At 57.3% G+C, this 13,755-nt stretch carries 13 protein-coding genes; 5 read left to right on the top strand and 8 right to left on the bottom strand.

Translation table 11 applies throughout. The features are described from left to right. The first annotated feature begins 30 nt into the window (after positions 1 to 30). Positions 31 to 876 (top strand): hypothetical protein, encoded by an 846-nt coding sequence (locus VIL80_RS09170; RefSeq protein ID WP_332035810.1) that lies wholly within the window; start codon positions 31 to 33, stop codon positions 874 to 876. Between the two features lie 217 nt (positions 877 to 1,093). On the opposite strand, the gene VIL80_RS09165 is transcribed toward VIL80_RS09170, so the two are convergent. Further along, positions 1,094 to 1,525 (bottom strand): hypothetical protein, encoded by a 432-nt coding sequence (locus VIL80_RS09165; RefSeq protein ID WP_332035809.1) that lies wholly within the window; start codon positions 1,523 to 1,525, stop codon positions 1,094 to 1,096. Between the two features lie 242 nt (positions 1,526 to 1,767). Between VIL80_RS09165 and VIL80_RS09160 the strand changes: the two genes are divergently transcribed. Together VIL80_RS09160 and VIL80_RS09155 are read left to right on the top strand one after the other, a co-directional pair. Continuing rightward, positions 1,768 to 2,238, top strand: coding sequence for a methylglyoxal synthase (locus tag VIL80_RS09160; RefSeq protein ID WP_332035808.1), 471 nt, complete (start codon positions 1,768 to 1,770; stop codon positions 2,236 to 2,238). A 166-nt stretch (positions 2,239 to 2,404) separates the two neighbouring features. Then, positions 2,405 to 2,836: an ExbD/TolR family protein gene (locus VIL80_RS09155; RefSeq protein WP_318955088.1), complete on the top strand. Its 432-nt coding sequence runs from the start codon at positions 2,405 to 2,407 to the stop codon at positions 2,834 to 2,836. 142 nt (positions 2,837 to 2,978) lie between these two features. Here the strand turns inward: VIL80_RS09155 and VIL80_RS09150 are convergent, their stop codons facing one another. Next, entirely contained in the window at positions 2,979 to 3,761 is a 783-nt protein-coding gene (locus VIL80_RS09150; protein WP_332035807.1) for a tryptophan 2,3-dioxygenase, read from the bottom strand. A gap of 366 nt (positions 3,762 to 4,127) precedes the next feature. Here VIL80_RS09150 and VIL80_RS09145 point away from each other — a divergent pair, with 366 nt between their 5' ends. Continuing rightward, complete coding sequence (locus tag VIL80_RS09145; RefSeq protein ID WP_332035806.1) at positions 4,128 to 4,907, top strand: enoyl-CoA hydratase; 780 nt, start codon at positions 4,128 to 4,130, stop codon at positions 4,905 to 4,907. A gap of 347 nt (positions 4,908 to 5,254) precedes the next feature. After that, the gene (locus VIL80_RS09140) at positions 5,255 to 7,246 is read left to right on the top strand and encodes a sensor domain-containing diguanylate cyclase (RefSeq protein WP_332035805.1); all 1,992 of its coding nucleotides are present in this window, start codon (positions 5,255 to 5,257) and stop codon (positions 7,244 to 7,246) included. A gap of 112 nt (positions 7,247 to 7,358) precedes the next feature. On the opposite strand, the gene VIL80_RS09135 is transcribed toward VIL80_RS09140, so the two are convergent. The 6 genes from VIL80_RS09135 to VIL80_RS09110 form a co-directional block, all read right to left on the bottom strand. After that, positions 7,359 to 8,813, bottom strand: coding sequence for a M48 family metalloprotease (locus VIL80_RS09135; RefSeq protein WP_332035804.1), 1,455 nt, complete (start codon positions 8,811 to 8,813; stop codon positions 7,359 to 7,361). A 62-nt stretch (positions 8,814 to 8,875) separates the two neighbouring features. Beyond that, positions 8,876 to 9,550: a hypothetical protein gene (locus tag VIL80_RS09130; protein WP_332035803.1), complete on the bottom strand. Its 675-nt coding sequence runs from the start codon at positions 9,548 to 9,550 to the stop codon at positions 8,876 to 8,878. Positions 9,551 to 9,636: 86 nt separating this feature from the next. Beyond that, positions 9,637 to 10,311, bottom strand: coding sequence for a hypothetical protein (locus tag VIL80_RS09125; protein ID WP_332035802.1), 675 nt, complete (start codon positions 10,309 to 10,311; stop codon positions 9,637 to 9,639). 32 nt (positions 10,312 to 10,343) lie between these two features. Further along, positions 10,344 to 11,348: a VWA domain-containing protein gene (locus VIL80_RS09120; protein WP_332035801.1), complete on the bottom strand. Its 1,005-nt coding sequence runs from the start codon at positions 11,346 to 11,348 to the stop codon at positions 10,344 to 10,346. Further along, entirely contained in the window at positions 11,345 to 12,427 is a 1,083-nt protein-coding gene (locus tag VIL80_RS09115; protein ID WP_332035800.1) for a VWA domain-containing protein, read from the bottom strand. The genes VIL80_RS09120 and VIL80_RS09115 overlap by 4 nt, the downstream gene beginning before the upstream one ends. Further along, positions 12,417 to 13,721, bottom strand: coding sequence for a hypothetical protein (locus tag VIL80_RS09110; protein ID WP_332035799.1), 1,305 nt, complete (start codon positions 13,719 to 13,721; stop codon positions 12,417 to 12,419). Before VIL80_RS09110 ends, VIL80_RS09115 begins: the two co-directional genes overlap by 11 nt. Positions 13,722 to 13,755 lie beyond the last annotated feature (34 nt).

Raw genomic sequence — 13,755 nt, 5'->3', positions numbered from 1 at the left:
CAAGTGTTTTAAGGGTGTTTTTACTCCGTAATGAATAAATTTAAGGCTTTTTTTACGTTTATCGGGTTTTTCTGGTTGCTGGCCTGCGGATTTTGGGCTGCGTTCGCCCTGTTGCGGGGCTCGGATGCTAGTTCGGCGACCGCCTGGATAGGTCTTTTAATAAATGCCTGGGCATTACCTATTTGGATGCTGTTGCGCTATTTGTTTCCAGGAAAAATATCCGGGGACTTGCGTGAACCGGGCGCATTTGCCGGTGTGCTGCTGGGGCTCGCGCTGGTTTTACTTGCGGACAGCGAGCGCGGGTGGCCCGTCTATCTGGCGATATACAATCTGTTTGTATTCCTGCTTTATCTCTACCATTTGAGTTCAGTCGCTTGGCCGCCGATGCCCGCTGTGGATTCCCTTTTCCCCGCTGTAGAGGAAATGAATCAAGGTCGTTGGCGAGCGGCGGAGTACTGCCGCGAGCACAATCTGGAGGGGGTGATAGTGCTCTTTCTACGTGGCAGTTATTGCGCGGATAGCCGCAACCAGTTGCGCCAACTGCACGCGCTGCAGGAAGAATTGCTGGGAAAAAATGTCGGTCTGGTGCTCTGGAGTGTGCAGGGGGAACACAAATGGCCGCGTTGGTTGCTCGTCAATGACTCGCCAGTTAATACCTTGCAGGTAAGACAGCTTGCTCAACCAGCACTGGAATTTTTCGTCGCCGCTAGCGCCGCGCCATTTCTCCTGCGCCCCTGGATTAAGGATGCTGCGCGCCCGAGTGCCTGGCTTGTGGATACAGAGGGAAATATCTTGTGGCGGGAACTTGCGGCCAATTATCGAACCCCGGTTGCTGTGGCGACCCTGCGCAGCCAGTTGTTCCGCCTGCAGGAATAAAAGTGCAGACCGGTGATCGAAACCGGCTTGTGAAATGTCGGCGTCGCTACTGAACTTTGGTGTATGAACAGTTGATTCCCTATGGTGGAAAAAACCAAAGGCGTATCGTCCTCCGATACGCCTTTTGTTTTTGGATATCCAGTGGAACTGTCCGCGATTCAATATGCGGTGGAGTGAACGTCCCGCATGCGGATAGCAATGCCAGATAGATTCAATACTAGATAGGTCCGTACGGCAGGTAGCGGTTGTCAGAGTGCTGGCGAATCCACAGCAACTGTTCGCGGGCGAGGGGGGATTTGCGCAAGCGCAAGGATTTGGCCAGCGGGATGACCGGAGACTCGGCGCCGCCCTGCCAGTCCTGTAGTTGCGCTTCCGCGAGGGTGAAAAAGCGGATCAGGGCCCAGACCTGTCCATCGTCCCACTGCGCCGCTTCCTCCAGCCACTGCGTTGCCGGCAGGCCGGAGAGCCAGCTTGCAGATGTGAGATCGCGGTTCATGGTCGCCAGTTCAGGTGCTGTCAGATTCGGTACATTTCCTGCATCTGCTTTCTGCATCGCTTCGATGATCTGTAACAACAGTGCCCGGTCGATTTCTTTGCGCGACTGGTCATTGGAAGCGGGTTTGGAGGGTTCCCAGGCGCCGACACTCATAATCACTCCTATATATGAAGGCGAGAACGTAAAGGGGGCGGATTATACCCTTCACTGCTGTGGCAAGGTGGTGTTTCGTTTCTCCGCGCGAATACATGTGAATGCGTGAATGGATGACAGCGGAGGAATTTAGCATAATCTCCCCGTTCTCCCGGATTTTCGCTGGGCTAGTTTGAATCACCACCCTAGCGTCGGCGGCCGGGAGCAGTAGCGTTTTCATCCACAGTTGCCGGGGGGGCCAAGTGAACTTTATCGATCAGCCAATTGCTGCACAGAAGCGCATCGCACTGGTGGCACACGACAATCGCAAAGCGAGCCTGATTGATTGGTGCCTGCAACACCGCAGTGTTCTCGAGCAGCACCAGTTACTGGGTACCGGTACCACCGGCACTCAGATCGAGGCCGCGACCGGGATGGCGGTGGAAAAGCTGTTCAGCGGCCCGATGGGCGGAGACCAGCAGCTCGGTGCCCGGATCTGCCAGGGCGAGGTGGATATTCTGGTGTTCTTCTGGGACCCGTTTGAGCCGATGCCCCACGATCCGGACGTGAAGGCGCTACTGCGCATCGCCGCAGTGTGGAATATCCCGGTGGCGTGTAACGCCAGTAGTGCCGATATGATGATTCATTCCGCACTGATGACACGCAGTTTCTCCCGGCAGGTACCTGACTATCAGGGCTATCTGGCAGAAAGAAAGGGCGAAATCGTTGTCTGAAATTTGTGCTGCTCGCACAGTGCGGTATCGTAAATTATTGATTTTGAAGGATTATTTTTCGGTAAAAAGGTTGCACTTGCATTGGTGGCCATTTCCCGGCAATCTTCCCCACCTGATTAGACCGGGTAACCGGCGTAATTCGAATTAAAAAACAGTACGGTGTTTTATGAGTAGACGACGCGGTAAGGCCGTAGAAGAAGAAAAGGCCGATATTGACCTGACGCCCATGCTGGACGTTGTGTTCATCATGCTGATCTTCTTTATCGTGACGGCATCCTTCGTAAAAGAGAAGGCGCTGGACGTGAACGTGCCCGATCCTGATCAGCAAGTAGAGACTCCGCCAGACCCCGACAAGCAGAATATCCTGCTGACCGTGAATGCGGCAGACGAAATCTGGATGGGAGCCAGCCGTATTGACAGCCGTGCAGTACGTGCCCGTATTGCCCAGCTCTACGCGGAAAACCCCCAGGCCATCGTAATCGTGCGCGCACACAACAAGTCCAGCGCGGACACTTACGTGACCATCGCCGATGCGGCGAAAGCGGTAAACCCGAACATTCAGGTTTCCCTGGTGCCTTTCGAAGACAAAAAGCGTTAACGCTTCTTCTGGGGCAGCCCTCTCGGGGGCACAAAAAAGCCAGCATCTGCTGGCTTTTTTTATGTCTGCGGTTCGCCGGAACTGTTGATGAGCGCTGTGACGGCGCGGCTTTCCCGCGCTCGCCAATGCGCATATCGTCGATTTAGAACTCCGAGCGGATGGCCCACAGGTCCGGGAATACCGCCTTGAACAGGGTGCTCTGCAGGTAGCCCACGCCGCTGGAGCCGCCGGTTCCCATCTTGTGGCCAATGGTGCGTTCCACCATCTTCACATGGCGGTAGCGCCACTGTTGCAGCGAGGTGTCGATGTCCACCAGCGCTTCGCAGATATCACTTACCAGCGGGTCGTTCCGGTACACATCGATCAGTACCTTCTGCACGGCTGTAGAGGGCGCGGCTACCTGGCTGAAGTCTCGCTCCAGCTCCGACTTGGGAATGTGGTGCCCCTCATGGGCCAGGAAGCGCAGGAATGCGTCCCACAGGGTCGGAGCCTCAAGGCGCTTCTGCAGGCGGCGGTAGTGCTCGGAGCCGGGTTCGTAGTTGCTCAGCTTTTTTGCATCCTTTGCACCGTAGAGGAATTCCAGTTCGCGGAACTGGTAGGACTGGAAGCCGCTGGCGGTGGACAGGCGGTCGCGGAAAGACATGAACTCGAGCGGTGTGAGGGTTTCCAGAATATCCACCTGCTGGATCAGCGTACGGTAGATGGCGTCCACCCGCTTCAGGGTGTGCAGGGCGCGGTTGCGCTCTCCACCGTTGAACAGGCGCACCAGGAAGTCGAGTTCGTGCAGCAACTGCTTGAACCACAGCTCGTAGCTCTGGTGAATCACAATAAACAGCAGTTCGTCGTGCTCCGGGCCGTCCGACAGCGGCTGCTGGCATTGCAGCAGCTCGTCGACCTTCAGATAGGAGCTGTATGTCACCGTCATTTGGGGAATATTCCTGTCTTGCTAACACTGCGACCGAAATGGTTGTACCGGTTTTGCCAGTGATGTGAATCTTAAATTGCGTCAATTCGCAAATCTGTGGCCGCATTATAAGGTCTCCTCCCAATCAGTTGGAAAATTCCTTTGGCCCTCGTGGACCGATGGGCTGGATTGAGAATCGGCAACCCAAACTGGTCGAATCGGACTTCGTGCGCCAGCGGGGGAGTCGCTACACTACTGGCCTGTTCAGACTATAAATGCGATGCCTGCCAGGTACCCGAGACTTGCGGATTCCCGGCGAATTCCAGAGTCGGCGGACAACCGAGCGCGCAGAATCGCGATAACCACAGAATATGCGGAGCCCACCACATGCAAAGCCAGTGTGCGGAAATTCAGACTCAGGTATCCGGGCGGGTACTGGAAATCACCATCAACCGGCCGGAGCGCAAGAACGCCCTTACCATGGCGATGTACTCGGCGATGGCCGATCTGCTGAATGAGGCCGCCGGGGACCCGGGCGTAAGAGTGGTCATTCTGACCGGCACCAGCGGCGTTTTTACCAGTGGTAATGATTTGACGGACTTTCTCGGCGGGTCCGCCAGCGGAGAGGAGTCCCCGGTGTTCCGCTTCATGCATGCGCTGTACCACTTTCCCAAGCCGGTGATTGCGGCGGTGGCCGGTCCGGCGGTAGGTATTGGCACCACACTGCTGCTGCACTGCGACCTCTCAATTGCCGAAGACGACGCGGTATTCCAGATGCCGTTTGTGAATCTCGGTCTGTGCCCGGAATACGGCTCCAGCTTCCTGCTGCCGCGGATTATGGGCCACGCCAAGGCCTCGGAACTGCTGTTGCTGGGGAAAAAGTTTGATGCACAGACCGCCGCGGACGTAAATATTTGCAATGAAGTGGTGTATGCGGGAGGGGCCCTGGAGCGTGCTCGTGTCTATGCGGCTGAACTCGCGCAGAAGGCGCCGGAAGCGGTGCGTCTGACCAAAAAACTGCTGCGCCAGGGCACGCTGGAAAATGGTATGAAGGCTATCCAGGAAGAGGCCGGACACTTCATGACCCGCCTGCAATCCGAGGAGTTTCGCGAGGCGGCTACCGCATTTATGGAGAAGCGGCCGGCAGACTTCTCCCGGTTTGACTGATTTTTGTACGGTTTGGCATTGTCCCGGGAAAATATTTCCCGGATAAATATTTTAATAAGGTCACCAATGGTGACCTTTTTCATTTATTGGATAGCAAATTTATTGAGATTAATTTCTCATTTATATTAATTCCGTGGGATTTTTTTGTCTTGTTTGTAGGAAAATCCCGCTTTGTCCAGTGAAAATTGGGGCATGATTAACAAATCGTGAGCCGGTACACTTTCTTGTACGGCCGACTATCCAGTGCCTGAACTTCCGCCGGGTAATTTTCCACAAGATAAGATTCGCCCGTGCCCGGAACATCCAAAATTGCGCAGGGTTTCTGCGATAACCTGGTTTTCAGGACCATGAAAGTCTTAGTTCTTTCCGCTCGTTTAACCAAGTCACGGCTGCGCAGCTGCTTTCCACTGGGATTCATTGCGCTTGTGTGGGTATTGCTGTGCACACAGGTGCATGCCGGGATCTCCGCAGAAACTGTGGGGGAAAATAAGCCGGAACTTGCGCTCACTGCGCCGCTACATACCTTCGCTGAGGTCATCGACATCGATAGCGCGGAAGATGGCAGCCAGCGCACGGGGCAGGCTGCTGTCTGGCACGATACCAGCGGCCAGGCGGACCTCTCCGCGGCGCTGCGCGCACTGCAAGCGGGGGATTTCCGGCCATTGCCGGGCGCCGGTTCTACCGGGATGCAGAAGGGCAGTTACTGGTCTTTCTTTGTGCTGCACAACCCCACGGATTCGCCGGTGCCACTGCACCTGGAGTATGTGGACCACCAGCTGATCCGCTTGCAGGCATTCGAGAGTCCCGTCGGTGCCGCGCCGGATTTTGTGGAAGTGGCCAATCTCGCTATGGGCGAATCCTTTGCGACGCGACCGGTATTTCACAACCGGTTTGTGGTACCGGTGGTAATTGAACCCGGCGCGTCTGAAGCGTTTTTGGTGCGGTTTGATTCCGAGGAGGCGGGCTTTGTATTTCCGTCCATGCGAATCTGGACTCCCGATGCGCTGAGCCAATCCCATACCGCTGAGACCGCGGTGCTGTCTTTCCTGTTTGGCGGCATCACCCTGATTTCGCTGTTCTCGCTGATTGTCGGGCTCACCACCCGCGAGTCGAGCTTCTTTGCCTATTTCATTTACGGCCTCTCCAAAATTGTGGCCTGGGGTACCATTCTTGGTTTTACCCACCAGTACCTGCTGCGCGAAGGGTTTCACTGGAGCTATATGTCTGCCGCGGGCGCGGTCAGTATTCTGTGCGGCGTCATCTTCGATCGCCTGTTCCTGCAAACGCGCAAATACACACCCAGGCTGGACCTGGTCCTGATTCTGATGATGGTGAATGCGGTGGTCTTGCTCGGCAGTGCACTGCTGCAGATCAAGGCCCTGGCCCTGATCAGTATCACCCTGGCGCTGTTGTTGTACCCCGCGTCGACCGTGATCGCCGTAGTGCGCTGGCGCCAGGGCTCCAGCGAGGCGGCGGTATTCGCGGTGGGCTGGACGCTGTTGCTGGCGGGTCTGTTCTACCAGGCGCTGCGGGATCTGGGGTACGTAGAGCACAATCTGGTGAACTACTACCTGCCGCCGCTCAGTTCGTTTATCGAAATGGTCACCATCATGGCCGCCATGGGCATGAAGCTGCGCCGCCTGCGGCTGCAGGGGCTGGAGTCCGAGCGACAGTACCGTCGCCACCTTGAGCAATCCAAGGTCAAGCTGGAAGGTCTGGTGCGCGCGCGCACCGAGGAACTGGAGAAGGCGAAGCAGCAGGCGGAATTGGAGGCGCGTACCGACCCGCTCACCGGTATCCGCAATCGTCGCAGTTTCCTCGCCGATGCGGGATTGTGTATCAAGCGCGCCCAGCGCAAGGGTGAACCGGTGAGTTTGTTGATGTTTGATATCGACCACTTCAAGTCGATCAACGACAACCACGGCCACGGTATCGGTGACGAAGCCCTGCGCCAGTTCAGTGTGACCATCCAGCAGAAAATCCGCGAAACCGACGTGTTCGGGCGCCTTGGTGGTGAGGAGTTTGCCCTGCTGATCACGGAAACCCGGCCGGACTCGCTGCACACTGCCGAGCGCCTGCGGGACAATATCGCGCAGATCCGCCTGGAGTGTCCTGACGGCAGCGTGCAATTTACCTCGAGTATCGGTGTCGCCCATGGCACCGAGCGCGAATCGGTAGAGCAGCTGCTGCGGCAGGCGGATCACGCCCTTTATTGTGCCAAGGAGCGCGGCCGCAATATGGTAGTTGAATACACCGCGGAACAGAGTGTGAAGGGCAGGGGGTTGTCCGCCTCTGAGGCAGATGATGTCGATACACTGCCGAGTCTGGAGCCCGCCTGACGCTGAACGCCTGAACGGTGTGGGCGAAAATAAACTCAAAAAAATGAAAAGCCGTGAGCCAGTCTGGCCCACGGCTTTTTTTATTGCATCAGGAAAAGCCGTTCGCTGCGGATCACTGCACTATTTTGATCCACTCACCCGGCTTTGGTTCGCCGCGCGGGTAATAGCCGTTCAGCAGGCGCAGCTGCTCCTCTGCGTACTCGCCAATTTCCATATGCCGCGCCAGCGACGCAAACGTGGTTTTGTCATTGGCCTGTACGTAGCGCACCCGCTTGATATCCGGTTTGTTGATATCGGTTTGGCGCAGGGGGCGGAAACTGCGGATGCTGGTCATGAACAGATTGTCCAGCTCGGTGGCCGCCTCGGTGTTTTTCGGCTTGTCATTGGCTTTGCCTTCCAGAATGTACTGGCGGCTGCCATAGAACAGGATCGCCACCCGGTCCGGGCTGTCGGCGGACTTCGCCGGCAGCTTAGCGGTGTAGCCTTCCAGCCGGTACTGGCTGAGGGCCTCATCCTGCTCCAGAACGCGGACATCGTAGACGTCGCGCAGCGCCATATCTGCAGGCTGATTGCCATCGCGCTTGTCCACTTTGATGGTGAGTGTCGCGGACTTGTCCGGCGCGGTGCCGACTATCGCCGAGCGCTGGTTCTCAACCGTCCAGCCCGTGGGGAACAGCAGGGAAAAGCCGAGACTCTTGTGGTTGAAGCGGTTCTTCTCGCTCTCCTGCGTATTGGTGCCGTAGACGATGCCGTCGGTCTTCTCGCGATAGTACTCGACCTTGGTGACCTTTTTGTCTTCCGGCAGTTTGCCCGCGGCTTCCACCACTTCGCGCAAACGCACGTCATTGCGCGGGTGCGAAGAAAACACGCCGTGGTAGGTCTGCTGCTGCTTGCCCTCTATCCGCGCGCGACGGCGGGAAAACGTTTCCTGGTCCTTCAGCAGCGCGATCACATTGATCATGGACTGGGGATCGTAACCGGCGTTGTACATGTACTGCGCGCCGAAACGATCTGCCTCCAGCTCCATATCGCGACCGTAGCCCTTGACCGCCGCGGTGCTCCACAAGTTGGCCACATCGCCCACAACACCGCTGCCGGTAACCAGTACCGAAAGTACCGAGGCAACACCAGCGCCGGTGGCGGCAGTCTTCTGGCGTACCGCGTGGCGCGCGGTGATATGCCCCACCTCATGCGCGAGTACCGCAGCCATTTCCGCTTCCGAGTGCAGGTAGGTGAGCAGCCCGCGGTTGATATACACATAGCCGCCGGGCAGTGCGAAGGCGTTGATGTCCTGGCTGTCGATGATCGTGAAGTGATAGGTGAGGTCCGGGCGATCACTGGCTTTGGCGACTTTCTGGCCCACGTGTTCCACGTACGCGGTCAGAATCGGATCGCTATAGATGGGGGTGCTGGCCACCAGTTTTTCGTGCATCTCGCGCCCGATCTTGATTTCCTTTTCCTCCGACATCAGCACCAGATCCGGCCGGTTGGTGGCCGGATTGAAGGCGCAGCCGGTTGCGGTGACCAGCAGTAGGGCGGCGAAAAGCCGTTTTTTGAGCGTGTGCATCTGGGTCTCCTGTCGTTATTGTCTCCAATCGGGACTGCCGCTGCGGCAAGGTCCTCTAGCGTTCAGCGGCTGGCGGATTGCGGTGGTAACAAGAATTCCTGAAGTTGTGCGGCCATACCCTTGCAGGCGTTGTTCTGAACCCGTGCAATCAGTGGGATCGGCACCACAATGGCGGGCATATAAGAGGTGCCCTGGGCGTCGGCACTGATTTTTCCGGACAGCTCCTGATCGCGGAAATCCCACACCGAGGCCTCGTAATCGGATTCCTTGTCCCAGGTGCCAAAGCCGAAACAGCCCGCGCCAGCGGTGCCGATGGAGCAGCCAATGGAGCCCGCGCTCGAGGTGGTCTCGGTATTGCCATCAATCCAGACGATGTACTTGACCCCGTACTTTTCCATGCGATCGCGCACGTCTGGAACATCCATAAGCTTGCTGAGGGACTTGATGTGCATGGGCGCCGTGCGCGGTTCAAACCAGGGGTAGAGCGCATCCACGAACTGCTGTTCGGGAATGACATTCACCCCCGCTTTCGGGTTGTGAAGGGTCTGGCCCACGCAGTCGATCAGATCCGGTTCAGTTTCATACTCGCTGGAGTGGCGGCGGCCGAGAATGACCACGGAATCGCCCGCGGCCAGTTCACCATTACTGCGACGGTATTCATCGATGACCACGGTGGTACAGCCGCTGTTAAGGGCGGCCAGCATCGATAGGGAAAAAAACGTGCTCAGAAATTTCACCGGTACATCCTCCTTGAATCCCCGTTGGTGTTTGCTCATGCAATCAGAGCGCTCGGGGAGCCGATCCGTCGGAAAGAAAATTTTCGTCAGTTGCCGTCAGTTGCCGTCTGCTTCATGCTCAGGGCGCGCTGCTTGCCGGCGAGAAACGCCTGCAGCTCCGGCACCCGTTCAAATCCCGTATACAGGGTCGCCCCCGCGTCCCGCAGTGCTACATTGATGGCCTGGGCCAGTGCGGCTTCCTGGGACTTCAGAAAAGCGGTAGGGGTTTTACCGTAGGCGGTGATCACCCAATCCGCCACGGCCTCACCCTGCTGGTTGTACGCGTGCATGTCGTACTTGATCCACACCTCGAAAATATTTACCCGGGTTTCCCGCGGCATGGTGAACTGCAACTCTCGCACTTCTGGGACGATCACCAGGTCCACGCCCTGGGGCAGATTGCTCGGGTACTGGGCCAGACTCACTGTCTCTTTGAACATGGAGCCGAGCACGGTTTCAAACAGGTTTTTCTGCGCGCGCCCGGTATTGATATTCCACTCATCGCGGTCGTCGCGGTTTTCGCTGTAACTGAAATTGCGGAAGTCATCGCTCAGGAAAATCCCAACCGTCAGCGGATGCTGGTTTCCCACCGGCGCGGGAAATTTCCCGTCCACAGAAACCGTGTGGGCACAGGCGGTAAGCAGGCCTGCGAGTATCACCATCGCCGCGGTCCTGAACACTCCTGCCTTTTTTAGAGAAAGTCCCTTTAACCAGTGAATCATGTGTTTTTCCTCACCCATCACCGTTATTCCATTTAACGGAAGTCATTCAGTCCCACAAAGGTGCCGCCGTTCCTGTAGGTCAGCTCGCGCATCAACGCGGCAAAGCGCAGCCCGGTGGTCTGCAGGTGCAGCGGGCGTGAAAACTGGATCGGGAAACCGATGGCATGGATGCGCACCATACGATCGTTTTCTCCGCGCTGGGCATTTACCCGATCCACGGCCATCATCACGTTGCGAATCGACTTACCGGTAAATTCGTCGCCGAGCACGTAAATACTGATTTTTTTGTTGGGATCATGGAAGGTGCGCACGGCCTTCTGGATACCTTCCACCGGGCTGGAGTTACTGAAGGGGTTCCAGGAGCGCAGCCGGTCCAGCACCGCCTGGCGGCGTCCGGGCGTATCGGGGATCCATTTATTGCGATAGTTGGAGAACATGTAGTCCCCCATATCGTTCATCACCTGAATACCCTTCACGTTCGGATACAGATTCAGGGTGTTGACCATCTCCTGAATCATACGGTCCCAACCGTAATTGAACATACTGCCGGAGGTGTCGATGATGAACAGGATGTACTCGCTGTCTACCGGAATGCCGCCGATAACATTGTTTTTTCGCTGGTAGTTTTCCCCCAGCAGCCGCTTCATTTCATCGGTCATGGTCTGCAGGGCAATGGTCAGCTCGCCCTTGAGTTTTCCTTCTTCGGAATCGCTCTCGGTTTTCTTGGCATACACCGCCTGTAGCGTTTCCAGTTCGCCTTTGAGTTTGGCGATGCGCTTGGTTTCGATATCCAGCTGCTCTTTCTTGGCGTTGAGATCGCGGTTCAGCACTGTGGTTTCACCGCGGATTTCCGCCAGCTGCTCCTGCAGTTCCTGTACCTGGCCGTCGAGGTCCAGTTCGGCTTCTTCCAGTACCACAGGCTCGACGGTTTTGGCGATCATCAACAGCAGGACGATGGCACCGAAACCACAGCAGATCACGTCGAGGAAGGAGATGCTGAACTCCTCCTGTTGTCGTTTGTTGCGTTTGCTACTCATGGCCAATCCTTTGACGGTGCGAGGAACGATCCGTGGGTATCCATGGCCAGCTTCCAGAATTCACTGGCCGCCATGGGATCACCCTCCATGGGTGCGAGAATCACATTGACCGGAATACTCTTCGGCAGCGCATCCACCGCCTTGCGGAACAACTTGAGGCGGTCCTTGCCGGAAATCGTATTGCCTTTTGCTGCCTGCATTCCCTGGGTGGGTAGCCCATCCGTAATGAGAATGATGTTGTCCGGCAGCGGTGACATGTTGTTGACCGCACTGAATATCCGTTCCAGGCTGGTGCCATTCTGCGGCACGATGGTGTCCAACCCTTTAATGGCATCGTCCATCTGCGCACGGTCGTCGACATTCAGCCAGCGCGCTTCGGTGCCGACGATCGCGGCACGGAAGCTGGTATTGAAAGTGTAGATCTGGTACTGGCTGTCCTGTGGAAACTGCGATACCAGCCAGGACACCGTCTGTTTGGCACGGCGCCATTTTTCCGTATCGCGTTTTACCGCATCGGACATGTTGCGCGTGCGGATCACCTTGATCAGCTCATCCCCCAGCATACTGGCGGAGGAATCCAGCAGTATCAGGATACGATCGCCGCCGAGCCGCAGGCCGGTGAGGTATTGGCGATCGCCATCGCCAACAAACTTGCGCACATTGTTGCCGAGCTTTTTATTTTCCTCTTCCAGTTTCAGTTTCGCCTGCTCCAGCTTTTTCAGTTTTTCCTGCAGGCGGGCGACATCCATTTCGTCGGTGGTACTGTCGACTTCGGCAATATTGCCTTTCACTTCCTCGATCTGCTCCAAAATGCGCCGTGCGAGTCCCTGGGTCTTGGCCAGCTCATCGCTGGTGGTGTCAAGAGTGTTACGGGCGAGCACGAGATGTTCCTGGCCGAACTGCACCTCCTCCTGCAGCAGGTTTACCTCTGCGGCCAGATCCTGGTTTTCAGCTTTGAAGTCGTGGTCCGAGCCGTGCTTTATGATCAGGAAGATCAGCGCCACGGCGCCGAAGCCGCAGGACATGATGTCCAGAAACGACAGGCTGAAGGTGGTAAACCGCCGGTTCTTACGCGCCATAGTGCTCCACGCTGATCGCAGTTATGACATCGGCAAAATCCGCCACGCCGATACGGTCGCCGGCAGTGAGGTTGACCGGCGTGGAAATTTCCTTGCCGTTCAGCATCAGCTGCGCGCCCGCATCCACGCGCAGCGCGAGACGGCCCGCGTGATGGGTAATGGTAGCGGCGGGGTGGCTCGGTGGTGTCGGGGTGACCTGAAGCTTTCCTTCCTGCCAGCTGACGAAAAGTGGTTGTTGTGCTGCCAGTGCGCGATTGCCAAAAAGCAGGTGAGTGGCACCGGCCTCGGTGGCGGCATTGACCTGCACCGCAATGTCACTCACGGGGGCTGCGCTCAGTTCGGTAATCAGCCGCAGGTTGCCCGTTTCGCTGTGTACTTCCTGCCAGCGCTTATCCACCGCCAGCGCCACTGCGTTGTGGGGCATCAGGTATATGCGTTCCGCCAGTTGGGCGCCGCCGGGAATTTCCGCCCAGCGATGGGACACAAACACCACGCTGTTGGCTTCGCCCAGGTTTTCGATCATGGCGCGCACCCGCGACAGGATCGGTGTGCTTGCGTCCTGTAGCTGGCGCAGGCTGACCTTGGCGGTGCGGTCATCCAGTTCCGCCATGACTTCGCCCTGACGCATGGCGCGGGCAATCCACAGCGGCAACATGTCGTAAAGCTGCTGTTCCGCTTCTGCAGAATGCAGCGGATCGAAACGGCACTGCATTATGAAGGCATCGGTAAATATCCGCGCCCAGGCCTCCTGGAAATGTTGCAGGCCGGCGTCGGTTACGGTTTCAGCAATATCCAGTTCTGCGCGCTCGTGCACGGCCACACGACTTACCAGTGTCTGGTGACGGTGCAATTCCACATGCAGGTGCACACCGCGCGGCGCGCAGCTGCTGATACAGGCGGTGGCGGTATCGGCCAGCGCCACGATATTAAACGGGCTCTCCTTCACCACACCCAGCAGCAGTGCCAATTGCTCACGGGTGAAATTGGCGGGAACGGCGAGTACAACTTCATCGGGAAGATCGCACAGCCCGGCGATTTCCTTCAGGTGACAGAACGCCAGGTCTGCGTGGTGGCGGCAGCCGGGGTTTTCGGATTTCACCGTCTCCAGACTCAGCCTGCGCCAGAACTGGTGGTTGACCTGGGTGGGGTGGCTGCGCGCACGCATCAGTGCGCCGGTACCGGTGATGATTTCGCGGTTGTTGACGATGGCCACGCCGGGGCTTTCCAGCACTTCGGTGGTGCCGTGAAACATCCGCAGGCCGCAGTCGTTGATTTCCAGTACACCTTTGCTCATGGGAGCTCCTGTTTCCCTGATGCGGTAACCCAGT

The sequence above is a fragment of the Microbulbifer sp. genome (genome assembly GCF_036563125.1).
Classification (GTDB): Bacteria; Pseudomonadota; Gammaproteobacteria; order Pseudomonadales; family Cellvibrionaceae; genus Microbulbifer.
The sequence above is the reverse complement of the archived record's forward strand: the minus strand, read 5'-3'. Positions and strand labels throughout refer to the sequence as shown.